The 23,968-nt window shown below is 42.4% G+C and carries 25 protein-coding genes and 1 pseudogene; 18 read left to right on the plus strand and 8 right to left on the minus strand.

Translation table 11 applies throughout. The features are described 5' to 3' along the window. Positions 1-154 precede the first annotated feature (154 nt). The 3 genes from J7I96_RS22740 to gndA all read left to right on the plus strand — a co-directional run bounded on the left by J7I96_RS22740 (position 155) and on the right by gndA (position 4,179). The gene (locus J7I96_RS22740; RefSeq protein ID WP_048678525.1) at positions 155-1,276 is read left to right on the plus strand and encodes a tripeptidase T; all 1,122 of its coding nucleotides are present in this window, start codon (positions 155-157) and stop codon (positions 1,274-1,276) included. Between the two features lie 174 nt (positions 1,277-1,450). Then, positions 1,451-2,725, plus strand: coding sequence for a DNA polymerase IV (locus tag J7I96_RS22745; RefSeq protein ID WP_214773218.1), 1,275 nt, complete (start codon positions 1,451-1,453; stop codon positions 2,723-2,725). Positions 2,726-2,766: 41 nt separating this feature from the next. After that, positions 2,767-4,179: an NADP-dependent phosphogluconate dehydrogenase gene (gene gndA, locus J7I96_RS22750; RefSeq protein ID WP_214773217.1), complete on the plus strand. Its 1,413-nt coding sequence runs from the start codon at positions 2,767-2,769 to the stop codon at positions 4,177-4,179. A 92-nt stretch (positions 4,180-4,271) separates the two neighbouring features. On the opposite strand, the gene J7I96_RS22755 is transcribed toward gndA, so the two are convergent. Next, positions 4,272-4,445, minus strand: a complete 174-nt coding sequence (locus tag J7I96_RS22755; RefSeq protein WP_034308217.1) for a hypothetical protein — start codon at positions 4,443-4,445, stop codon at positions 4,272-4,274. A gap of 230 nt (positions 4,446-4,675) precedes the next feature. On the opposite strand from J7I96_RS22755, the gene J7I96_RS22760 reads away from it, so the two are divergent. Further along, positions 4,676-4,903, plus strand: a complete 228-nt coding sequence (locus J7I96_RS22760) for a hypothetical protein (protein ID WP_214773216.1) — start codon at positions 4,676-4,678, stop codon at positions 4,901-4,903. Positions 4,904-4,942: 39 nt separating this feature from the next. Here J7I96_RS22760 and zwf read toward each other — a convergent pair whose 3' ends face one another. Then, complete coding sequence (zwf, locus tag J7I96_RS22765) at positions 4,943-6,439, minus strand: glucose-6-phosphate dehydrogenase (RefSeq protein WP_034308214.1); 1,497 nt, start codon at positions 6,437-6,439, stop codon at positions 4,943-4,945. 229 nt (positions 6,440-6,668) lie between these two features. On the opposite strand from zwf, the gene rnz reads away from it, so the two are divergent. The 5 genes from rnz (at position 6,669) to J7I96_RS22790 (ending at position 11,528) form a co-directional block, all read left to right on the plus strand. Continuing rightward, positions 6,669-7,610, plus strand: coding sequence for a ribonuclease Z (gene rnz / locus J7I96_RS22770; RefSeq protein ID WP_214773215.1), 942 nt, complete (start codon positions 6,669-6,671; stop codon positions 7,608-7,610). A gap of 63 nt (positions 7,611-7,673) precedes the next feature. Then, complete coding sequence (locus J7I96_RS22775; RefSeq protein WP_214773214.1) at positions 7,674-8,492, plus strand: squalene/phytoene synthase family protein; 819 nt, start codon at positions 7,674-7,676, stop codon at positions 8,490-8,492. A gap of 207 nt (positions 8,493-8,699) precedes the next feature. Further along, positions 8,700-9,695: an ABC transporter substrate-binding protein gene (locus J7I96_RS22780; protein ID WP_214773213.1), complete on the plus strand. Its 996-nt coding sequence runs from the start codon at positions 8,700-8,702 to the stop codon at positions 9,693-9,695. A gap of 32 nt (positions 9,696-9,727) precedes the next feature. After that, complete coding sequence (locus tag J7I96_RS22785; RefSeq protein ID WP_214773211.1) at positions 9,728-10,759, plus strand: ABC transporter permease; 1,032 nt, start codon at positions 9,728-9,730, stop codon at positions 10,757-10,759. Next, on the plus strand, positions 10,734-11,528 hold the full coding sequence (locus J7I96_RS22790) for an ABC transporter ATP-binding protein (protein ID WP_214773210.1): 795 nt from the start codon (positions 10,734-10,736) through the stop codon (positions 11,526-11,528). The genes J7I96_RS22785 and J7I96_RS22790 overlap by 26 nt, the downstream gene beginning before the upstream one ends. A 151-nt stretch (positions 11,529-11,679) precedes the next feature. On the opposite strand, the gene J7I96_RS22795 is transcribed toward J7I96_RS22790, so the two are convergent. Continuing rightward, positions 11,680-12,231 carry a MerR family transcriptional regulator gene (locus tag J7I96_RS22795; RefSeq protein WP_214773208.1) on the minus strand — a complete coding sequence of 184 codons (552 nt, stop codon included), beginning with the start codon at positions 12,229-12,231 and terminating at the stop codon, positions 11,680-11,682. Positions 12,232-12,515: 284 nt separating this feature from the next. On the opposite strand from J7I96_RS22795, the pseudogene J7I96_RS22800 reads away from it, so the two are divergent. Further along, positions 12,516-12,945, plus strand: a pseudogene (locus tag J7I96_RS22800) (VOC family protein). A 105-nt stretch (positions 12,946-13,050) separates the two neighbouring features. On the opposite strand, the gene proC reads toward J7I96_RS22800, so the two are convergent. Then, the gene (gene proC / locus J7I96_RS22805; RefSeq protein ID WP_214773205.1) at positions 13,051-13,896 is read right to left on the minus strand and encodes a pyrroline-5-carboxylate reductase; all 846 of its coding nucleotides are present in this window, start codon (positions 13,894-13,896) and stop codon (positions 13,051-13,053) included. A 735-nt stretch (positions 13,897-14,631) separates the two neighbouring features. On the opposite strand from proC, the gene J7I96_RS22810 reads away from it, so the two are divergent. The 3 genes from J7I96_RS22810 to J7I96_RS22820 all read left to right on the plus strand — a co-directional run bounded on the left by J7I96_RS22810 (position 14,632) and on the right by J7I96_RS22820 (position 17,092). Next, positions 14,632-15,600 (plus strand): MBL fold metallo-hydrolase, encoded by a 969-nt coding sequence (locus J7I96_RS22810; protein WP_214772139.1) that lies wholly within the window; start codon positions 14,632-14,634, stop codon positions 15,598-15,600. Positions 15,601-15,623: 23 nt separating this feature from the next. Then, on the plus strand, positions 15,624-16,415 hold the full coding sequence (locus J7I96_RS22815) for an SDR family NAD(P)-dependent oxidoreductase (RefSeq protein WP_251025253.1): 792 nt from the start codon (positions 15,624-15,626) through the stop codon (positions 16,413-16,415). Between the two features lie 149 nt (positions 16,416-16,564). Continuing rightward, positions 16,565-17,092: a DUF3221 domain-containing protein gene (locus tag J7I96_RS22820; protein WP_214772137.1), complete on the plus strand. Its 528-nt coding sequence runs from the start codon at positions 16,565-16,567 to the stop codon at positions 17,090-17,092. A gap of 52 nt (positions 17,093-17,144) precedes the next feature. On the opposite strand, the gene J7I96_RS22825 is transcribed toward J7I96_RS22820, so the two are convergent. Then, a complete protein-coding gene (locus tag J7I96_RS22825) occupies positions 17,145-17,798 on the minus strand; it encodes a C40 family peptidase (protein ID WP_214772136.1) in 654 nt (217 codons plus the stop codon). A gap of 414 nt (positions 17,799-18,212) precedes the next feature. On the opposite strand from J7I96_RS22825, the gene J7I96_RS22830 reads away from it, so the two are divergent. From J7I96_RS22830 to J7I96_RS22840, 3 genes are all read left to right on the plus strand, one after another. Then, a complete protein-coding gene (locus J7I96_RS22830; protein ID WP_214772134.1) occupies positions 18,213-19,472 on the plus strand; it encodes a Y-family DNA polymerase in 1,260 nt (419 codons plus the stop codon). Between the two features lie 26 nt (positions 19,473-19,498). After that, on the plus strand, positions 19,499-19,831 hold the full coding sequence (locus J7I96_RS22835) for a YolD-like family protein (protein WP_054400243.1): 333 nt from the start codon (positions 19,499-19,501) through the stop codon (positions 19,829-19,831). A gap of 128 nt (positions 19,832-19,959) precedes the next feature. Next, a complete protein-coding gene (locus J7I96_RS22840; protein WP_311315202.1) occupies positions 19,960-20,370 on the plus strand; it encodes an iron-sulfur cluster biosynthesis family protein in 411 nt (136 codons plus the stop codon). A 42-nt stretch (positions 20,371-20,412) separates the two neighbouring features. Here the strand turns inward: J7I96_RS22840 and J7I96_RS22845 are convergent, their stop codons facing one another. Further along, positions 20,413-21,312 (minus strand): alpha/beta hydrolase, encoded by a 900-nt coding sequence (locus tag J7I96_RS22845; RefSeq protein ID WP_214772132.1) that lies wholly within the window; start codon positions 21,310-21,312, stop codon positions 20,413-20,415. Between the two features lie 130 nt (positions 21,313-21,442). On the opposite strand from J7I96_RS22845, the gene J7I96_RS22850 reads away from it, so the two are divergent. Both J7I96_RS22850 and J7I96_RS22855 read left to right on the plus strand, forming a co-directional pair. Further along, positions 21,443-21,703, plus strand: a complete 261-nt coding sequence (locus tag J7I96_RS22850; protein WP_034308173.1) for a YqkE family protein — start codon at positions 21,443-21,445, stop codon at positions 21,701-21,703. Between the two features lie 157 nt (positions 21,704-21,860). After that, on the plus strand, positions 21,861-22,298 hold the full coding sequence (locus tag J7I96_RS22855) for a MarR family winged helix-turn-helix transcriptional regulator (RefSeq protein WP_214772130.1): 438 nt from the start codon (positions 21,861-21,863) through the stop codon (positions 22,296-22,298). 45 nt (positions 22,299-22,343) lie between these two features. Here J7I96_RS22855 and J7I96_RS22860 read toward each other — a convergent pair whose 3' ends face one another. Next, positions 22,344-22,769: an Ohr family peroxiredoxin gene (locus tag J7I96_RS22860; RefSeq protein WP_053535641.1), complete on the minus strand. Its 426-nt coding sequence runs from the start codon at positions 22,767-22,769 to the stop codon at positions 22,344-22,346. A gap of 237 nt (positions 22,770-23,006) precedes the next feature. Continuing rightward, positions 23,007-23,915 carry an aldo/keto reductase gene (locus tag J7I96_RS22865; protein WP_048680187.1) on the minus strand — a complete coding sequence of 303 codons (909 nt, stop codon included), beginning with the start codon at positions 23,913-23,915 and terminating at the stop codon, positions 23,007-23,009. Positions 23,916-23,968: the final 53 nt, after the last annotated feature.

A 23,968-nucleotide genomic window follows, 5' to 3' on the forward strand; every position in this document is an offset into this window, starting at 1 on the left:
GGGCTCTTCTCCATACAGGGCAAGATATCATTTTGAAATAAGTCATCATTCATTTTTTAAAATGGTCTTTAGGACAGCATGCCACATTATTTGCCGGGGCGCCGCTTTTAGAAGTATAATTGAAGAGGAAAACTTTTTTTGGAGGTTTTATTTTATGATTAATGAAGAACGTTTAGTTAATGAATTTATGGAATTGGTGCAGATCGATTCCGAAACGAAAAATGAAGCAGCCATCGCCAAAGTGCTGAAAGAAAAATTCGGGGCACTGGGTGTAGAAGTTTTTGAAGATGATACAACAGCAGTCACCGGTCATGGTGCAGGGAATTTAGTATGTACTTTAAAAGGAACGAAAGAAGGCGTAGATACCATTTATTTCACCTCCCATATGGATACGGTTGTACCGGGTAATGGAATCAAGCCTTCCATCAAAGATGGATACATAGTGTCAGACGGAACGACCATTTTAGGGGCGGATGACAAAGCTGGATTAGCTGTCATGTTAGAAACGCTTAAAGTGTTGAAAGAACAGAATATCGAACATGGTACCATCGAATTCATCATTACAGTCGGTGAAGAATCTGGCTTGGTAGGGGCAAAGGCATTGGATCGCTCCCTTGTAACGGCTAAATTCGGTTTTGCACTCGATAGTGATGGAAAAGTGGGCAATGTGGTTGTTGCTGCACCTACTCAGGCGAAAGTGTCCGCAACCATTTTAGGCAAGACTGCTCACGCTGGTGTCGCTCCAGAGAAAGGCGTTTCGGCCATTACGATCGCTGCCAAAGCAATCTCTAGAATGCCATTAGGCAGAATCGACGAAGAAACGACAGCCAATATCGGACGTTTCCAGGGGGGACAGCAAACCAATATTGTTTGTGACCATGTAGAAATCCTTGCTGAAGCAAGATCCTTGATCCCTGAAAAAATGGAAATACAGGTAGCGAAAATGAAAGAGGCTTTCGAGACTGCAGCCATTGAAATGGGCGGACGTGCTGAAGTTGAAGTTACCGTCATGTATCCTGGTTTTAAATATGGTGCTGGTGACCATGTTGTCGAAATCGCAAGAAAGGCAGCAGAGAAAATCGGCCGTCCATGCGAGCTGGTCAAAAGCGGCGGTGGAAGCGATGCAAATGTCATTGCAGGCTTCGGCATCCCTACTGTCAATCTCGCAGTGGGCTATGAAGATATCCATACTACGAATGAAAGAATTCCAGTTGAGGAATTAACGAAGCTAGCTGAAATGGTCATCACTATCATCAAAGAAGTTTCAGGGGAATAATCACCCATAATAGGTCAAGTTGTTCAAATTATCCAAGGAATATAAATACAGTCATCAATGACATGATGGCTGTTTTTCTTGGAGTGGAAGCATCTCTCAGCGTGGTTACCAAAGATAAATAGGGGTACTTTAATAGAAATGTTTTTTATTTTTACAAGGATGTGACGGTCAAGCATGAAGGACATGTATCCCAAAAATGGCAGGGTCATTCTCCATGTGGACATGAATAGTTTCTATGCTTCAGTGGAAATGTCATATGATGTTTCATTGAAAGGCAAACCGCTTGCCATTGCAGGGAATGTTGAGGAGAGAAGGGGCATAATCGTCACCTGCAGCTATGAGGCGAGGAAGTTCGGGGTTAAAACGACCATGCCGATTTGGCAGGCGAAAAAATTATGTCCTCAATTAGTCATTCAGAAACCGAATTTCGAGCGCTATCGAAAGGCATCACTGGCTATTTTCGATGTTTTGAGGCAGTATACAGAGATGGTTGAACCGGTTTCGATTGATGAGGGGTATCTGGATATCAGTGAATGCGCCGAATTGGGTTCGCCTTTAGATATAGCCAATAGCATTCAGGAAAGAATTTTTAATACGATGGATCTCCCTTGCAGTATCGGGATTGCCCCTAATAAATTTTTGGCCAAAACGGCTTCTGATATGAAGAAACCTATGGGTATCACCGTGTTAAGGAAACGGGACATTCCGGAAAAGCTCTGGCCTTTACAAGTGGGCGAAATGCATGGCATCGGGGATAGGACATCGGAAAAGCTTCAAACTATCGGGATCATGACGATCAGGGACCTTGCACACGCCAATGATAGTCAACTTAAACAGCTTCTTGGGATCAATGGCATCCGTTTGAAAGATAGGGCTAATGGAATTGACCCAAGGGCAGTGGATCCCGAAGCGATTTTTGAGCATAAGAGCATCGGGAACTCGACAACTCTTCCACATGACTCCGCCAATCAAAAAGAATTGATCGGTGTATTGGAAAAGCTTTCAGGGAAAGTTGCCGTCCGCTTGAGAAATAAACGCCTCCTTGGTCAAAAAATAGGGGTGACGATCCGTTACAAAGACCGCCGGACATTTACGAGAAGCAGAACGGTTCCTAATCCAGTTTTTGAAAAAAAGGATATTTTGGATGAAGCTATCGATCTCTTCATGAAAAATTGGAATGGGGAAGGAATCAGGCTTCTTGGTGTCACAGCCTATGATGTCATCGAAAAAGAGTCGGCCTTCAAGCAACTGGATATTTTTTCCTTTCAAGAGGATGCAGAAAAAGAACCCCTGTATGATGCGATGGAACACTTGCAAAATAAGTACGGAGAAAATATTATTAAAAAGGGATTACCCTTGAAAAAACGTTCAATAGGAACAGACACTAGCTTCAGCAAAGATTTCTTTGAGCAATCCAGGAGGAATGATCTTTCTTTTGACAAAGAATAGCGTACAAGCTGTATAAAGATAGAGAGAAGGGAAGATGAATCATGACAAAACAGCAGATTGGCGTTATCGGACTAGCCGTAATGGGCAAGAACCTTGCATTTAATATTGAAAGCAGGGGATATTCAATTTCCGTATATAATCGCTCAGGATCAAAAACGGACGAGATGATGAAGGAAGCGGAAGGCAAAAACGTAACAGCTGCTTATACGCTTGAAGAATTCGTCAATTCTTTGGAAACACCACGCAAAATTTTATTGATGGTTAAAGCCGGAGCGGCAACGGATGCAACAATCGAGCAATTAAAACCATTGCTTGAAAAAGGTGATATCGTTATTGATGGAGGGAATACCTTCTTCAAGGACACTCAGCGCCGCAATGAGGAGTTAAGCAAGCTTGGCATCCATTTCATCGGTACAGGCGTGTCAGGTGGGGAAGAAGGAGCTCTAACAGGTCCTTCCATCATGCCTGGAGGTCAGAAAGAAGCATATGAACTTGTTGCACCGATTTTGAAGGATATTTCAGCTAAGGTCGATGGTGATGCTTGCTGCACATATATCGGACCGGATGGGGCAGGTCATTATGTTAAAATGGTACATAATGGTATTGAATACGGGGACATGCAATTGATTTCCGAATCTTATTTTCTTCTGAAAAATCTCCTTGGACTGTCTGCTGAAGAATTCCATGAAGTCTTTACTGAATGGAATGAAGGGGAACTTGATAGCTATTTAATTGAAATTACTGCTGATATTTTCAAAAAATATGATGAAGAAACCGGCAAGCCGATGGTCGATGTCATTTTAGATAAAGCTGGCCAAAAAGGTACAGGTAAATGGACAAGTCAAAGTGCGCTTGATCTTGGTGTTCCGCTTCCAATCATTACGGAATCCGTGTTTGCCCGGTTTATTTCAGCAATCAAGGACGAGCGCGTCGAAGCGAGTAAAATCCTTCGTGGTCCAAAAACCGAATCATTTACAGGCGACAAAAAGGCTTTGATTGAAAGTATCCGAAAAGCACTTTACATGAGCAAAATCTGTTCATATGCACAAGGATTTGCACAAATGAAAGCAGCATCAGAAGAAAATGGCTGGAATTTGCAATATGGGGAAATCGCGATGATTTTCCGTGGCGGCTGTATCATTCGTGCACAATTCCTCCAAAAAATCAAGGAAGCGTACGATCGTGAAGCGAACTTGAACAATCTTCTTCTAGATCCTTACTTCCAAGGGATCGTCGAAAGTTATCAAGGAGCTTTACGTGAAGTAGTATCAACGGCTGTGATGAACGGAATCCCGGTTCCTTGCTTGTCATCGGCACTTTCCTATTTCGACAGCTATCGTACAGAAACGCTGCCAGCCAACCTGATTCAAGCTCAGCGTGACTATTTTGGAGCTCATACCTACCAACGCATTGATAAAGAAGGAACGTTCCATACCGAATGGATGGAAAAGTAAAAGGTTCAAGCCGGCTTGGAAGGGGATCCCCTTTAAGCTGGCTTTTTTGTTTCAGCATGTAAAAAGGGGGCGCTTGGCGCCCCCTTTTATTACTATCTCCGATGCTCTACAAGGTCAATGACCCCTAATACAACATGTGCCAAACCGAAACCAAAAACCGTATTAGCTACCATTTTGTTTGAACCCCGGGTCTGCTTCATTGCATAACCCGCAGCTGTCACGGCTGTGCCTAACGCTGTTGGAATTAATCCTTCACGAATGTCCATCGTTTAATCCCTCCACATCGAAGTTAGCGGTACTGTCATTAAGCACCTTTTTTAGTGTATCCTCAGCAAAGGCTTACCATTCTTTATAGATAGAGGGAAAAATGGTAAAAACGAACTAGTTGTAAATAGTTCCAATTAATTTACCTTTTTTAGGGAAAACGTAGTATGATGTATGACATTCATCCTTGCTTTTTTAGGTTTAAACACCTGTGGAAAAAGGAATATAAACATTGAAAGAAGATGGGCGGGCCGTAGGATACATTAGGCAGAAAGAGAGAGAAGGAGCGGAGGACTTTATGTTCATCATCTGGTGGGCTGTAGCCATTTTTTTATTTTTCATTGCTTTAGAATCCGTTGTTTCATTTTGGCTTAATTCGGAAAAAGAGGAAGAAATGTCCAAGTCCAAGGAAATGTTTCATATTATCCGGAATAAATTGCTAAGGAAGAGTGTTTCATGAAGAAGGGATGCAGATTCAAATCTGCATCCCTTCTTCATTTCAATCATTATTTTCGTTTTTCTTGACTTGCCACCAAATATGTCCATCTTCCGCCAGGAGTTCATCGGATGCAAGTGGACCTGTTGATCCCGCTTCATAGTTAGGGAAAGACTCGTCTTTAGTATTTTCCCATGCATTGGAAATGGTATCGACGAACTTCCATGAGAGGGCAACCTCGTCCCAGTGCGTAAAGTTTGTAGCATCCCCGCGCATGCTGTCAAACAATAGCTTTTCATATGCCTCGGGAGAATTGATGTGTTCGATCCCTTTGTTCGAGACGGTCAGCTTCATTGGCTTTGTATTGGAAGTCGTCCCGGATTTCTTGACATTTAAGTACAATGTGATACCCTCGTCAGGCTGGATATTGATGACGAGAAGATTCGGATTCAGCGTTTCTTCCGTTTTATAATACAGATTCATTGGAATATCTTTGAATTGAACAACGATATTCGTTGATTTGACATCCATTCTTTTACCGGTACGGATATAAAAAGGAACACCGGCCCAACGGAAGTTATCAATCATCAATTTACCCGCAACATAGGTCTCTGTGTTGGATTCAGGATTTACATTATGTTCATTTCGGTAGGCCGGAAGCATTTGACCGTCTATCGTTCCTTCACCATACTGGCCGCGAACGAAGTATTGGTTGACTTCGTCGACCTTCATTGGTCGAAGTGAACGCAATGCCCGTACTTTTTCGCTTCGAATCTCTTCAGTCGTCAGAGCGATCGGGGGTTCCATGGCAAGCAAGGCCACCATTTGCAGCAGGTGGTTTTGGACCATATCCCTTAGGGCACCGCTGGTTTCATAATAACGCCCGCGTTCTTCAACGCCGAGCGTTTCGCTTGAAGTAACCTGGATATTGGATATATATCTGTTATTCCATAGCGGCTCGAAAAGGGCATTGGAAAAACGGATGACCTCGATATTTTGTACCATTTCTTTACCTAAATAATGATCGATGCGGTAAATTTCATCTTCAGCGAATGCAGTCCGAATCTGCTCATTCAATTGTTGTGCTGTTTCAAAACTGTGTCCAAATGGCTTCTCGATGACCAGGCGTTTATATCCATCCGTGTCACTCAGGCCTTGAGCTTTAATCTGTTCGGCAATCGTTCCGAAAAACTCAGGTGCCATCGCCAAATAGAAGATCCTGTTTCCTTCTAATTGATATTGTCCGTCTAATTGTTCGGCAATGTCTTTTAATTGCAAATATGATTCCGAACTTGAGACGTCATGGGAGTGATAATGGAAATGGGAAATGAATTCATCGACCTTTTCTTCCGCATGTCCGAACGTAAGAATCGAGTCCTTGACACTTGTTTGGAACTCCTCGTTCGTCAATGGCCTCCTTGCCACTCCGACGACCGCGAACTTATTGATTTTCTCTTTTTGAAATAGTCGATATATGGAAGGAAACAATTTCCTTTTCGCTAAATCTCCGGTAGCACCAAAAATCATGATCAATGCTGTGGGTTTATTGTTTTCTGTCATGTTAAAACCTCAACTTTCCGTTAAATCTGTCTATAAAGTTGGAATTCCCGTATGTGTACCAATTTCTAATTTTACGTTTAGCTTTCCCTCAAAGCAATCAATTTGCGCATTTTTTCTCAGATTTCATTAAAAGTTTAATTTGGTTTCGGTTTTAATGGGTCATAAATGAAAGAGCACCTTGGTTATGCTATAGTTAAGGCATAAAGTATTTGCAACGGAGGTAGTATGAGTGGATTTCGTTTTATTGGGTACAGGCGCTGGCGTTCCGGCCAAAGCGCGGAATGTGACATCAATCGCCCTTCAATTATTGGAAGAGCGAGGGACTATTTGGTTATTCGATTGTGGGGAAGCAACACAGCATCAAATATTAAAAACGGCGGTCAAACCGCGAAAGGTTGAAAAGATCTTCATCACCCATTTACATGGTGACCACATCTTCGGACTGCCTGGTTTTTTAAGCAGCAGATCTTTTCAGGGCGGAGTGGATAAATTGACCGTATATGGTCCACAAGGCATAGATTCATTCATTAAGACGAGCTTACAGGTGAGTGGGACTCATTTAAAATATCCCTTGGAAATCATCGAAATAGAAGAAGGCATAGTGTTTGAGGACGAACAATTCACAGTGACGGCCAAGTCGCTTGATCATGGCATTTACAGCATCGGTTATCGGATTGTGGAAAAAGACCGTCCGGGTAGCCTGCTGGTCGACCGGCTGCGTTCCGAAGGTGTGAAGCCGGGGCCTCTATTTAAAGCATTGAAAAAAGGACAAACGGTCTGTCTCGATGATGGCCGTGTCATAAATGGGAAGGACTATATCAGTACTCCGAAAAAAGGCCGGATCATCACGATTCTTGGTGATACAAGAATGTGCAGCAATGCGCTCATTCTTGCTGAATCGGCGGATTACCTTGTTCATGAAGCTACATTTTCAGCGGAAGAATCTGAAATGGCATCAGCCTATTATCATTCGACCACCGTTCAAGCTGCAGAAACGGCCTTGAAAGCGGGAGCTAAGCATCTAATCCTTACGCATATCAGCTCACGGTATACTCCAGAGGATGCTGAGAGGCTAAAAGAGGAAAGCAAAGCAATCTTTGCAAATACGATCATGGGTGAAGATCTGATGGCGATTAAAGTTCCTTTGTATTCAGAGGAATCGGACAGCTGAAATCAAAGCCAATGTTTGATATAATTAATCAATTGTTCATTGGATATTTAAAGGAGTGTAAATATGACTGACAAAAGTGACCTACATACTAAAGCAATGGATTTTCTCCTAAAAACAAGCCGGACTTTTTTCATTCCAATCAGTTATCTTCCAAAGGGATTACAAGAGGGTATTGGAGCTGCATACCTTTGCATGCGCGCCATCGATGAGATAGAGGACCACCCAAATCTTCCTGCAGATAGTAAGGTTTCCTTGTTACAGGCCCTTAGTGAGCTGCCGGATGCGGATTTCAAGGAAGAGCATCTTCAAAAGTTATTTGAACCATATAAGGATGAACTGCCCGAGGTGACCCTGTTTCTTTCGGATTGGGTTGAATTTTGTCCACCCGGTGCAAAAGGCAAAGTCTTGGAGTCAACAAAGGAAATGGCCGAAGGCATGGCAAAATGGGTTATTAAGGACTGGCAAATCCATAATGAAGAGGAACTCGATGATTACACTTATTATGTTGCGGGTTTAGTGGGGGTCATGCTGTCTGATATGTGGAACTGGTACGATGGAACCGAAACGGACCGTGAACTTGCCATCGCATTTGGCCGTGGGCTCCAAACGGTCAATATCCTGCGTAACCGCGAGGAAGATGCAGAACGTGGTGTGAACTTTTATCCGGATGGCTGGGGTTTCGACGAGATGCTTGCCCATACGGAGCGTAATCTTGCATTAGCCGATGCGTACATTGAAGAGATTGAAACGAAGGACATCATCCAATTCTGTAAAATACCCTTGGAATTGGCAAAAGCTACATTGAAAGCCCTAAAAGAAGGAAAAGAAAAAATTGATCGGGCTACCGTTACCGAAATTGTCAGCCAGGTTGTCGAACATTGATTTTTCAAAAAGCTGCTGTGAAAGTCATCATACCTTTCACAGCAGCTTTTTTCATGTTTTACATGTAGAACTCAAAAAATTCTAAAAAGTTAAAAAATATATTGGAATAATTGGGACTAAACGATTATAATTTAGGAAATAAAAGCGAAAAAAGCTGGCGTCGTTAGAAAAACATTATTTTAAATAAGGAAAAAGCGGGGGGAAAATATGAAAAAGAAATTATATTCAACTGCAGCCATGACATTGGTCGCAGGTTTATTATTGGCTGGGTGTGGAAATGAAAAGGAAAAAGATGCGGCAAAGGATGAAAGCGGAAAGGATACCTTCAATATTGGGGTAACACAAATCGTTCAGCATGATTCCCTGGATCAAGCATATGAAGGCTTCCAGGCGGCATTGAAGGATAGTGACATCAATGCAAAATATGATCTTCAAATTGCTCAGGGTGACCAAAACAACAGCCAAACGATTGCCAATAACTTCGTTGGGGATAAAGTGGATCTGATATTTGCGAATTCGACACCTAGTGCTCTAAGTGCTTTAAATGCGACCAAGGATATTCCGATCGTCTTTACATCGGTTACCGATCCTGTAGCGGGGGAGCTTGTCACTTCTTTGGAAAAGCCAGGCGGAAATGTGACGGGTACGACGGATTCCCATCCTGAAGCCATTGCCAAGTCAATGAAATTCCTAGCGGAAGAGCTTGGCGCCAAAACGATTGGAACGGTTTATAACACAGGGGAGCAAAATTCAGTCGTCCAAATAAAAAATGTGAAGGCGGAAGCGAAAAAAGCTGGATTGAAAGTCGTGGAAGCGTCCGTCTCGACTTCAGCGGATGTTAAACAGGCAACGGAATCATTAATCGGAAAAGCGGATGCTTTCTATATCATTACTGATAATACAGTTGTCTCTGCACTGGAATCGGTCATTTCCGTGGCAAATGATCAAGATATCCCCTTGTTTGTCGGCGAGCTTGATTCCGTGAAAGCTGGAGGTTTTGCAGCATATGGCTTCAGTTACTATGATATTGGTTATGAAGCGGGGCAAAAAGCGGTTGAAATCCTGAAGGATGGTAAAAAACCTGGAGATATCCCGGTTCAATATCCACAAAAACTGAAATTGGTCATCAATGAAAAAGCAGCAAAAGATATGGGTGTTGAAATAAAAGAAGAATGGAAAGCAGATGCTGAGTTTGTAAAATAAACTCTGCTTTTGTTCGGGGAAGGAAGAAAAAAATGTTCTCAGCCTTATTCAACTCTTTTGAGTCGGGAATGATTTATGCAATCATGGCACTTGGTGTCTATTTAACATTCAGGATTCTCGATTTCCCGGATATGACTGTGGAAGGCAGTTTTGTGACAGGGGCCTCTGTTGCCGCGATTATGATCGTTAACGGATACTCGCCGATCGTAGCCACGTTGTGTGCCATGGTGGCAGGGTTCATCGCTGGGACGATAACGGGGTTCCTTCATACAAAAGGGAAAATCAATCCTCTCTTGGCAGGTATCTTGATGATGATTGCGCTCTACTCGATCAATTTGCGGATCATGGGTGCATCCAACATTCCGTTGCTTTCCCAAACAACCATTATCACGAATATCCAGGATGCCTGGGCTGGCACCGGGCTGGACAATATGTTGAATGGTCTTTTATCATTCGTGGGTCTCGGTGACAGCCTGCCAAAAACGTGGGCCATATTAATCGTTATGCTGGTTGTGGCTGTAGTCATCCAAGCGGGAATGTCAGCGTTTTTAAAAACGGAAATTGGTCTTGCCTTACGGGCGACTGGTGATAATGAAGCCATGGTCAAGAGTTTTTCCGCCCATACCGGAAACATGAAGATCTTAGGACTTGCTATCGGAAATGCACTTGTGGCTTTTTCGGGATCCCTGGTTGCCCAATATAACGGTTTTAGCGATATAGGCATGGGGATTGGAATCATTGTCATCGGATTGGCATCCGTCATAATCGGTGAAGCTCTATTCGGGGCAAAAACGATTGCACGTGCTACGCTGGCGGTCATTGGAGGGGCAATCATTTACCGAATCGTCGTAACCTTGGCACTTCGCGTTGAATTCCTTGAAACGGGAGATGTTAAATTAATTACGGCACTTATTGTGGTCGGGGCACTTGTCATTCCAAAAATTTCGGATAAACAAAAGGAAAAAAACCGGAAGAAAAGGCGGCTTAAAGAAATACAGATGCGTCATGATGGCACTTTACCGAAAGGGAGGGAAGAGTATGCTTCGGTTAAATCAGATTTATAAAGTGTTCAATGAGGGAACACCAGATGAAAAGCTAGCCCTTGGAAATCTGGAACTGCAGATGACAAAAGGTGAATTTGTAACAGTCATCGGAAGTAATGGAGCAGGTAAATCGACTTTGATGAATATGATTTCCGGTAAGATTCTCCCTGATGCCGGTGAAGTCATCATCGATGGTGAAAACGTATCGGCCATTGAAGAACATGCCCGTGCAAAAATGATTGGACGCGTTTTTCAGGATCCCATGCTGGGTACGGCACCGCATATGACGATTGAAGAAAATATGGCAATTGCCTATGGCAGAACAAATAGAAGAGGTTTAGGCTTTGGGGTGACAAAAAAACGGAAAGAACTTTTTAAAGAATGTTTGGGCACCCTTCATTTAGGCCTGGAAAACCGGATGACTGCAAAAGTGGGATTATTGTCAGGAGGGGAGCGTCAGGCACTATCACTGCTGATGGCGACCTTCACCGAGCCTAAAATCCTGCTTCTTGATGAACATACTGCAGCGCTTGATCCTTCGCGGGCAGAACTTGTTACAAACCTGACAAAGGAAATCGTCGAAAAGAACCAATTAACGACGTTGATGGTGACTCATAATATGCAGCAGGCAATCGATCTTGGAAATTCCCTGATCATGATGGATAAGGGACAGATCATTTTTGAAGCCAGAGGTGCTGCAAAGCAGAAGTTAACCGTTGAAAAACTGCTTAACGAATTCCAACGCATCAAAGGCGAAAAAATGATCAATGACCGTGCAGTGTTGATTTAAGATGATGAAAAGGCCCGACCCAGGTGAGTTTAATCTTGGGTCAGGGCCTTTTTATTTTGGGGTAATTAATAAGATCAGTTTTTTTGAAGAGATGCTTTGCCTAACAAAATGGTTATTCGTGGGTGCTCATGAAAGATCTTGATTATAGATGTCAATCGCTGTCGGCTGTGCTCCATGATGAACTATCGTTCTTTCTGTTTCCGAAAATCATTTTTATGAATGGCCTTTTCTTCGTCTTTTTAGTGGCAGCAGCTTCTTCAGCCGCGAGGAAATAATCAAAGTGCTGGCCCGTTGGTGTTTCTAACGCTTCGATACGGGCTTCAAGCTTTTTAACGAGTTTGTGCATTTCTTCCATTTCACTTCTGTGCTGTAAAAGCTGATAGGATACAACATCGTCCGCTTTTGTTTTCAGGCCATTTTCCAGCCTTATGACCCGTTCAAGCAGTTGATCCTGTTCTTTATTCGGTTCGGAGTGTTTCTGGAGGGGTGCTTTTCTAATCTTTTTCTCTGAGATGCTGACCTTTTGGAGAATGATGCCCTCGTTCAGCTGATCTTGGATTTTTCTCAATAATGCAATGTCTTCATCCGAAAACTGGTAGTGGCCAAGCTGATTCCGTTCTACTTCCATGTTCAATTGGGTGACCCAGCGTTGAATCGTACTATGGGAAACATTCAGTAACCGGGCAACTGCACTTGTATTCATTGAGATTCCCCCTTTTGCATGTTGAATTCGATAAGTATGGGGGAATTCCTTTACAGATGACAAAACATGTATTCATTCGGCAAAGAAAGTGGAATTCCTACGTAATTTGCATGAGGGGCAATCCAAGGTGGAATTTCCCGTGGAGTTCCTTTTTGCAAAGTGGTGAGCAGTTTTAGGAACTTTAAGAAGCATTTGCTATGGTGGGTGATGGTCAATCAAGCTAAAAAGGGAAAAGTGTTCCAGTTGTCGAATTTACCCTTAAAACATGGAAAAGGAGGACTGGCATGAACAGGATCAACATTATAACTTTAGGTGTCAGGGATATTACTAAATCATTAAGGTTTTACAGGGACGGGTTGGGATTCCGTACATTGATTAAAGAGGACGATCCCGCAATCGTTTTTTTTAATAATGCCGGTACGAAACTTGCTTTGTATCCTTTAGAGGAGCTAGCAAAAGACATTAATGATATGGATCCGCCTAAGAAAAATGTTCCCGGGTCTTACACTCGCTTATAATGCTAAATCCATTGAAGAAGTGGATGAAGTGATCAACAAGGCTGAAAAGGCTGGGGGAACAATCGAGAAATCACCTCAGCATGTTTTTTGGGGAGGATACAGCGGATATTTTTCAGACCCCGATGGTTACTATTGGGAGGTAGCGTATTCGAAGGACTGGAGTTTCGATGAAAATGATATGCTGATTATAAAGTAACGCTACTTCAGAAGGTTTACCCTAAGATGTATGGATCATAAAAAGGGCTGTTGCCTGACCACTGCTGCAGAGTGGCCAGGCAACAGCCGATCATCATCATGAGGCTTACTGCGAAACTACATACTTGGCCAGTTCTTTACTTATTTGATTGCCCATTCTCTTCGATTGCTCTGTCGCTTCTTGTACACAGGCTATGAATGCATCCTCCACTTGATGTGCTTGTAGTGCTTTCAGACCTGCTTCGGTCGTTCCGCCTGGTGAAGTTACTTCCTTTCTTAGTACGGCAGGCGTTTTAGGTGATTTCTGTAACATGTCGGCTGCGCCCATCAATGTCTGGAGAATCAATTGCTTAGCGGTTTCGGAATCGAGACCTATTTTTTTCGCTGATTTTTCCAATGCCTCGACCAAGTAATAAATATAAGCAGGACCGCTGCCTGATAAGCCTGTTACCGCATCTAGCTGGGTTTCTTCGACCACTGCCACCGTACCCACCGTTTCAAAAAGGGTAATCGCCGTTTGTAATTGCGAGTCTTCCGTATGGCAGTTAGCCGCAAGCGCCGTTGCTGATTTTCCTACAGCTGCCGATGTATTAGGCATGGCACGGACGATCGAAAACCGCTTGTTGGCGATTCCTTCCAAGCTTGTTGTATGAACCCCTGCAACAACGGAAATGAACAGCATTTCTTCACGAATGTATTCTTTTATTGATTGCATCGTTTCTAAAATATCTTTCGGTTTCACCGCCAGTACGACAAGGTCTGCATCCTGTATTAATAATTGCAGTGATCGTGTTGCAGTTACGCCATATTGGTCCTTTAAATAAACGAACCGATCATCATTTGATTTATTTGTTACAAAAATATTTTCTGGTTCAATTACCTGTTGGGTCACCAGCCCCGAAATGATTGCTTCTGCCATCGATCCAGCTCCGATAAATGCGATTTTTTTCATATTTCCCGCTCCTTTTTCTTTTGAATTTTCGGCCATTTTATGAAGGCTGTTTTCACATACTTTGTTGCTATTTACCAGGTAGTGAGTTGTGGTTGATTTCCCTTCCAGATGTTCGCTTTCCGCGGGGCGGTGAGCCTCCTCGGCGTAAACGCCTGTGGGGTCTCACCTGTCCCGCTGCTCCCGCAGGAGTCTCGCACTTCCGCTCCAATCAACCTTAAATCGTTTCGTTTAAAAAACAACAATCTTTACGAAAAGAGCCTTTATAAAAAACAAAAAGACCCCTCATCCAATAAAGGACGAAAGGTCTAGCTTCCGTGGTACCACCTTTGTTCAACTTTTCCATAATAAATAAACAGAAAAGCTGCACTTGAATCCTCTAACGCGGGAATTACGTCAGGTTTTCCTGAAGGCTCATAAGGTAGGTTCAATAATGAGGGGGCGATGAAGCCTTTCAGCACATTCCGAGCTTCACTCTCTTTACGCCATCAATCATTTACTTGGCCTTAATCAAAGCCATGCCGTCTTTAATTACTTGTGATTATGAAGGATATATCAGTACTCTGTCAATGATAATATATGCATGGACGATAAAAAATAGACATGAATTATGTGAAAATAATGACATCATTTAAAAATACATGTAAAATGGTAATTATACATGATAACTATACTTAGAATCCTGGTTAGCGTATAAAAAGATTTATATAAATATAATTTTCTAAGGTGGAAAAGATTATGGCGAATTGGAATGGAGATATTGCGAAAATTGCTTTGCCCACGCCGTTTGCAGTGGGTGATGTGAATGTTTATGTCGTTAAAGGGGATGCTTTAACATTAATCGATACTGGAGTGAAAACAAAACATTCAAAGGAAGCCTTGACTAACGGTCTTGGGGATTTGGGTCTGAAACTGCCTGATATCGAACAAATCATTTTAACCCATCATCATCCCGATCATGCTGGTGCACTCGATTTCTTTGAAAAGGATATCCCGGTTTATGGACACAAAAATAATCAGCGCTGGCTTACTATCAGTGATGAGTTTCTTGAAACCCATAATCGTTTTTTCCTTGATTATGCCAAAAAGTTCGGTGTGGCAGAAGAGCTGCAAACTAAACTGATCCATAACCGCGACGAAATCCGTTTCCTTAGTGAACGGAAGCTGCATGGATATTTGGCTGAGGGGGATGAGCTCCCTGGTCTTCCAGGCTGGAAAGTGATCGAGACTCCAGGGCATGCGCAAAGCCATTTATCTTTTTACCGGGAAAGTGACGGGGTCATGATCGCTGGCGATCACTTGCTCGCCAAGATTTCACCTAACCCATTAATGGAACCACCTTTACTCCCTGGAGGCATGAGGCCTCGTCCGTTACTGCAATATAATGCATCACTTCAAAAATTATTGGATTTCCCTATATCCACTGTTTACTCAGGACATGGATCTGAAGTGGCTGGAGATGCAGTTGCAGACTTGATTCAATATAGATTCGAGCGGCAGCATAACCGTGCCATGCAGGTGAAAAGCATGCTTCAAGATAAGCCTTTATCTGTCTTTGAAGTGTGTCAGCAGCTGTTTCCGAAAGTGTACCTTCAGGAAGTGGGCCTGACACTTTCGGAAACGGTCGGTCAGCTGGACTATTTAGAAGACTTGGGTGAAGTCCAAACAGAAATCCAATCAGGGGTCATTCTGTATTCAATCGCTTAATGTTCGCAAGGAGGCCGCTTTTTTTGAATAAGTTACAAGGTAAAGTTATTGTTATTACCGGTGCTTCCGGAGGGATTGGCAAGGAAGTTGCCATACAAAGTGCAAAACAGGGAGGACGTCTTGTCCTCCTGGCCAGAAGCATGGATAAATTATTGCTGCTAAAGAATGAACTGATCACCCAGTATGGGATTGATGCATATGCCTATATGCTTGATGTTGCAGACACTGACCAGGTTACAAATGTTTTTAATGATATCCATGAGCAAATAGGTGAAGTGGATGTGTTGGTCAACAATGCTGGTTTCGGCACGTTTAAAGAAGCGCAGGATACGGAATTAAATGAAACGAAAGCAATGTTTGCTGTCAACGTCATTGGCTTAATGGCCTGCACAAAGCTGGTTCTGCCGTATATGAAGCAGAGAAAATCGGGGCATATCATCAATATCGCTTCACAGGCCGGTAAAATCGCCACTCCTAAATCAACATTGTACTCTTCTACCAAGTTCGCAGTTCTCGGCTATTCAAACGCACTTCGGCTCGAACTGATGGAAGATCATGTTTTTGTGACCACCGTCAATCCTGGCCCTATAGAAACGAATTTCTTTAACATTGCAGATGAATCAGGTACATACTTAAAGAACGTTGAAAAATTCATGCTTAAGCCTGAAGATGTCGCTGCTAAAATCGTAGCGGCGATGCTGACCAACAAGAGGGAAATCAATCTCCCTGGCTGGATGGATTTAGCTGGGAAATGGTATAACATGTTTCCGAAGATCACCGAAACATTAGGGAAAAAAGCATTTTTCAAAAAGTAGGCTAGTTCTTCGATTCCAGATGAAAAATGGTCCAATAATAGGTAAAGGGGAATGTCGATGACATTCCCCTTTTGTATTAACCGAAGTTATCATTTGAATGGGTAACTATTTCATGGGGAATCCGTCTATTTCTATTAGGAGGGATTTTCGTGAAGATGATTGTAAACCTTTATATATATTTATTCGTCGCCTTCATTCTGGGCAGCTGTCAATCCCCCGGTTGGAACATGGATGAATCCATTGACAAAGGGGAAGAAGGTTTCATTACGGATCTTGACGATAAGAGGATTTTGATTAAAGGGACGTACTATAAGGTGACCAATGATACATATATTCAAGATCAACATGGTAATGACCTCGATTATTCCGAACTGGAAATCGGGATGAAAGTGAAACCATGGCACCGGGGCGGGGTGAAGAAATCATTTCCTGGGAAAGCGGAAGCGGAATTGATTCTTGTTTTGACGGATGAAAATAGCTTAGCGGAACAAAGGGCGGTCATTGCTGCTCTCGATCATGTCAGCAAAGCGGAAAGTCAGCGATTCATGGTTCTCGAAGTCGTCCATTTACCATCAGAGCATGTGTATAATATCGAAATGATGAACCGCTCCAACTTGGACTCTTCATTCACTGTGACAGTGGAGGATGTAACGGATGAAATATTATATATAAAATAAAACAACCGGACTGAATCACTTTGAAATTCTGTCCGGCTGTTTGTCCTGGATTTTATAAAGTTTTCGCACCTAAATATTTTGGTTTCCAATAAGAATTATCCATATCCGTAATGGTTATTCCTTTAGAAGACGTAGCACTGATGAATTGACCATTTCCGATATAAATCCCAACATGGGATACCCCTGTTCCAGAAGTATTAAAGAATACAAGATCACCCTTGGCTGGTGAAGATACTTTTAAACCCGTATTGGAATAAAGTAATGATGTAGTACGCGGTAAGGTGATTCCTTGCGATTTTTGGAATACGTAATAGACGAAGCCTGAGCAGTCGAATCCAGTTGGTGTTGTTCCGCCCCATTTGTAGGGTTTGCCTATTAAGGTTTTTGCATAGCTGATCAAGCTAGTATTATTGACATTATAAACACCAAGCGCATTAAATGTGCCTCGGCCGGCAATTCCGTCGACAGTTAACCCTTTGGCTTTTTGGAATTTTTTTACTGCAGATACAGAATAGGTGCCGTAATATGTAGTCAGTGAACCTGTATATGTGAAATAACCTTTGGTTTTTAAAAGTTGTTGAAGTTGTTTGACATCGCTATGTGTCATTCCGGGTCTGAGGGTTTGGTCTCCAATATTGGCAAAGGCTTGCAGTGGGGTTAGCATCATGGCAGATGCAACAGCAGCTGAAGCGATCCATTTCTTCATAATTTTCATTTCCTCTCTATCTATCTCTCTATTATTTCTTAACAATATTATCCTACAATACCATTATGACAATTAGACATAATTTTGGTTACATTTTCATTACAAAAAATGAGCATTAAGACTGAGTTTTAAGTAGACGAAAGCCTGTTGAAAAGGGTGGGAGGATTTAAAAAAACTGAGCACATGGACCTATTCGATATTATTCAAGCTACCAATTGAGCTTTTTCAAGAAAACAATATGGATACTCAGTTTAAATTTGGTATTTTATCCATTTTTAGCATCCATTATATTTTTCAAGGAAATTACAATAAAAAGTAGAAATTTGTATGAAAACTTCCATTGAATAAGAACGTATATTCGGTTAAAGTTATGAATATAATAAAGCGAACGTATATTCTTGTTAGGGTGAAGAAATGATGGATTATGGGACGATGCCGAAACAATCAATTATGTGTATCGATATGAAAAGTTTTTATGCAAGCTGTTCAGCGGTCATGCTTGGTCTGGACCCGCTTGATTGTTATCTGGCGGTGGTTGGTGATTTGAAGAGGACAGGGAGCATTGTGCTCGCGGCTTCTCCAAAGATGAAGAAGGAATTTGGCATCAAGACAGGTTCGCGGATGTTTGAGATCCCAAATGACCCGAGGATAGTAGTCGTTGAACCTAAAATGGCGACTTATTTAAGGGTTTCGACGGAACTCACCCGCTTGTTCAACCGTTATGTGCCAAAAGAAGCGATTCATGTATATAGTGTGGACGAAAGTTTTGTGAAAGTCGATGGTGCTGCTTCTTTATGGGGAGATGCCCGCATGATAGCTGAAAAGATAAAAGATGAAATTGAACGGGAATTACAGCTCCCCTGTGCCATTGGAATTGGACCGAACATGCTCATGGCAAAACTTTGCCTTGATTTGGAAGCCAAACATAAAGGGATTGCGGAATGGAAGTATGAGGATGTGCCAAGCAAACTTTGGCCGATTTCCCCGCTTCGTGAAATGTGGGGGATCGGCAGGCGCGTAGAAAAAACCCTTCATGGAATGGGTATATTTACGGTTGGGCAGCTTGCCAATTATGATCTTGAATTACTTGAAGCGAAGTTTGGAATTATGGGCAATCAGCTTTACCACCATGCCTGGGGAATAGATTTATCCGATATGGGGGCAGCGATCATCGAAGGGCAGGTCAGCTTCGGCAAAAGTCAAATCCTGCTGCGGGATTATAAGGATGAGCATGAGGTAAAGCAGGTCATGCTGGAAATTTGCGAAGAAGTTGGAAGAAGGGCACGCACTCATCGTAAGGCAGGAAGAACGGTGAGCCTAGGCATTGGTTACAGCAAGGATGAGTTTGGCGGAGGTTTCCATCGTTCGCGTTCGATTAACGAACCGACCAACATCACGATGGAGTTATATAAAGTTTGCCTGGAGCTTTTCCATGAGAACTATAAGCAAAAAACGGTTCGAAGCATAGAGGTCAGACTCTCGAATATTGTGGATGATAATGAAATGCAGCTGACTTTATTTGATGCTTCGCGCTGGAAGAAGCGGGAATTGAGTTACACGGTTGATCGAATTCGCCACAAATATGGAGCCAAATCGTTACTACGTGCAGTTTCGTATACAGAAGCGGGTACAGCCGTATACCGAAGCAAGTTGCTTGGTGGGCATAAGGCGTAAGGCTGACTTTGAAAGGGGGGAAAAGAATGATTCGTGATCGCGGCCGTATCAAATGGACATCGATGATGTTGCCGGAACATGTGAAGATGCTCCGTGATTGGGTGGTGGAGGATGGATATGAAACGAAGCGCATCCTGGATGAGCAGCAACTGGAAGAAATGAATGCGGTAATGGGGGAAGCGATGGAGGAAAGAAAGGATGTCACGATTGCTCATTATGAAGGAAATCGGTATCAGCTGTTAATCGGCAGGATCCATTATTATAATGAGCTCACCCAAAAGCTTCATATCGTTGACCGGTTTGAGCAGGCTCACTATATCAGGCTTTCCGATATAGCGGATGTAAGGATAATGGAATGATGAGCGGAAGGGCTGTTCCCCAAGGGACAGCCTTTCATTTTCGAAACGGCATCGTGATGAAAGGGCATAAAAGAATCGGCATTTGTTAGAACGGTTCATGAGGAAAGTGATTTCCATGAGGGCAGATCTTGTATAAGGAAGCAGGCAGTTTCGTTAACAGAAACGTTTTTATCGTTTATAATGGGGGAATGCAAAGACATCGGGAGGCAGCAATCATGTATATTGAATGGACGGAAACAGCGGCTGAGAAAATAGCCGGTAAGGTACAGGGACAAGAAGGATATTTACAGTTGAAATATGATACTGATGGCTGCGGCTGCGTGGTAAGTGGTGTGACGGCGCTATGGTGGGTCAACGAACCTGAAGAAGGTACCGAAAAAGTGGAAACGAACGGAATTTCGCTATATGTTGAGAAATCAAAAATGATTTTTCTTGATGAAGTCATGAAAATAGACTTTGTTCCGGAAGCGAACAGCTTTCAATTAAAAAGTCCGAATCAAATCTTAAATCCGAGGATGAGCTTTTTTAATAAAATCTAACTAAAAGCAAAAGAGGGGATCGTGGATACCCTCTTTTTCTTATCAGACAAGTTTTAGAAATTGATCGATTTGATCTTCATATTCTTTTGGATTTTCATTATAAGATTGAGCGTGGGCCCCCTTTTTAGCGATGTACAGCTGTTTTGGGCCTTCTTTTGCTGCATATAATTCCGCTGACATGGAAGCGGGAATGAAACTGTCATTTTCACTATGGATGAACAGCACGGGTTTTCGGATATTTTTCATATAATCGATTGGGGACACTTCATTGGTCCAATAGCCGTCACGGAGTTTGATGAACGTACGCCCGAGCGGAAATACAGTCCAAGAAGGTAATGGGACTTCATGCTTGAGCTGGTGTTTGATCTGATCCTCGAAGTTCGAAAATGGACAGTCGGCAATGTAAAAATCAGCACCATCTTCAAGCATTCCGGCATATAAAAGCAGTGTTACGGCCCCCATGGATTCTCCATGAATGCCAATATGAAGGTCGGGCCCTTTACGTCTTTTCAATTCATCGATTACGGCCTTCAGGTCGAATTTTTCATAATGTCCATAACTGCTCGTCTTGCCGCCGGAATCCCCATGCCGGCGGTGATCATAAATGATCGCATTGAAGCCCCGCTTAAGAAAAATGTTCATGTACTTAATCGAATTGACTTTATTCTCCGTCACACCATGAGAAATGACCACCCACTTTTTGGAGTCATGCGGTTCGATAAACAAGCATTTCAAGGAATATCCGGATGGTGACGATACCCAAATTTCCGATTTAGGCAGATTATCGAAATCCTCCGTGATCAGGCGTTTAGCCATGATTTCACGATTCTGGATAAAACCATCTTCCTTCTTTTTCATGTACATGATCCGATTGGAAAAATAAAGGCCGACGCCGATGATATAAGCTAGGATTCCAGCCAGTGTAAACCACCATTTCTTCATGAAAGGACCTCCTCGATTGATTTACTTTATTTTACCATGAGGGAAATGGGAAAACACTGTTTGAAAACCATGATGAGGAAAACGGCAGTCGTGATATAATAATTTCATAAATGGCCAGGAGGTTTTAAGGATGAAAAAGAAACAGCCGCGAAAACAAAGTCAAAGCAAAAACCAAGATAAAGATTCATCTTCATTGAAACTCGGTGATATGATCAATCAAGATATCATGTCCCAGCTTCGTCAAAAGCAAAAAGAGCTTAATGAGGCTGAACAAGAGAAAAGGGAAGCGGAAGAAGAAAAAAAACGTGAAGAAAGAAAGCGGCGGGAGAAGAATAAATCATTCGAAGAACTATTGGGTGAAAGCAATCTGAACTGGAAGAATTATAAATAAGAGCAGGGAGCAGTTTTAAAAGGGCTGACGCCCTTTTTCTGTTGAGGAAGATTTATTCCTTGCTGATATTCCTTTATTTTAGAAAGTATAACGATTATATTAAAGATAAGTCCGATATGCTTTCATATCGGATGGACTACTAATAGCTGGTGATAGGATGCAAAATAAAATAGAAAAAGTACTGGAAGACCAATTATGTTTCCTGCTTTATGCAAGTTCGCGGGAAATGACGAAGAAATATAAACCGCTGCTTGATAAACTTGAAGTGACATATCCTCAATATCTTGTTCTGCTTCTATTATGGGAACAGGATACACTTACAGTAAAAAAACTTGGGGAACTCCTTGCCCTCGACTCAGGAACGCTTACCCCCATGTTGAAACGAATGGAGCAGAATGGCTTGATTGTCCGTGAACGTTCCACTGAAGATGAACGGTCTGTCATGATCAAGTTGAAGGAAAAGGGACTTGGTTTACAGGAAGATGCCTGTTTCATTCCCGATCGCATTTCGGCAATGTCGGGTGAGGACAAGAAGGTGGTCGAGGATTTAAAAGCTTCGCTGCTCCAACTATTGAAAACATTACAGGAATTTTAGCAAAGAAAAGACGCTTGGGAACCTCCAAGCGTCTTTTTATTGGATTTAGTCTACATCTATTTCAAAAGCGACATCCACATTGCCATTGATTGCTTTTGAATAAGGACACATTTGATGCGCTTTATGAACAAGGGTTTCGAATGTCTCCTTGTCGACACCGGATCCCTTCACAGCCAAAGTTACAGCCAAGCTGTACTGATGCATCTCACCCATCAATAGACTGACGCTTGCGGTGACTTTTGAATCGAAAGAAACGCGTTCAATTTTACCAACTGATTGCAAAGCACTATCAAAACATGCAGCATAGCCAGCTGCAAAAAGCTGTTCCGGATTAGATGCTTCAGGCATTTGTTTAGCTCTTGGTGTTCCAGGCATCGCAATATCAACCGTGAAGTTGCCGTCAGCAGAAATTGCCGTTCCTTCTCTTCCCCCATCGACTGTTACAGACGTTGTAAATAATGTTTTTGTCATCATTTCTTCTCCCTTATCTTTTTATTTTTAATTGTGCACAACTGAATTGTACAATATTAATATAGGGGTGTCCAATGAAAAGTTTAAAACCGTTAAATGGGTTTTGAAAGAATTACAATGATCGGAAACTTGAAATTGGTAAAGAAGGCGAAAAAAAGATGGAACGGAAAAAGGCTGACTATCCCGTTGTTTAAACGGAGATAGAGCAGCCTAAAGGTTTGTCCTGACATTTCTTTTTTAATTCCGGTGACTTTCATATTTGTTCACTTTGGTCAACCGCTTCAGGATATCCAACTCGGTTGTGGACAGTGAAGGGCTGTTGGCAGCTTGGCAGTTATCACGGAGCTGCTGTACTGAGCTTGCTCCTGGAACAACGGTAGCTACGCTTTGATGGGACAATACATATTGAAGTGCCGTTTCATTCAACTTCCTATCGGAAAGTTTGTCCTTTATTTGCGGAAGCAAATCTTTAAGTTCGTGATAGCTATAGTCAAGGTATCCATCTTCATTTGCCTTTTCAAGCATCTTTTCACTGAGCAGCCCTTTGGCAAGGGGGCCACGGGCGATCATGCTGATCTGTTTGTTGGCCAAAAGGGACAGCCACTCTTCTGGGCGGCGGTCGAGCAGATTAAACTGCATCATCACGGAATCAAGTTCAGACTTTTCAGTGAATTCCTTGATGACATTCGGACGAATCGAGGAAATTCCATAATATCGGATATAGCCTTCTTTTTTCAAATCTTCAAATGCTTCTACCGTTTCTTCGATATTGTCTGAAATGGTGCCGCCATGTAACTGATAAAGATCAATATAATCAGTCCCCAATCGCTTTAAGCTATCTTTTACTGCCGTTTTAATATGAGCGCCGGATGGGTCCCAGCTCCAGGAATCTTTATTTTCATTCCAGCGGTTTCCGACCTTGGTGGCTATGTATACCTTATCGCGGACCGATTTTAAATTCTTTCCGACGATTTCTTCATTCATACCGAAATCATATAAATCGGCCGTATCAAAATAATTGATTCCTTCATCTAAAGCGGCCTGTATGATTTCGGATGCCTGATTTTCAACAGTCCCCAATGACATGCATCCAAGCCCGATTTCAGAAACTAGCAAGTCAGAATTTCCTAGTCTGCGTTTTTTCATGTTATCCACTCCCTTTACATTCATTGTAAAGGAGAAATCCATTTCACTCAAAG

Origin of the sequence: Bacillus sp. ISL-78, assembly GCF_018613455.1 — a bacterium.
Lineage (GTDB): Bacteria > Bacillota > Bacilli > Bacillales > DSM-1321 > Peribacillus > Peribacillus frigoritolerans.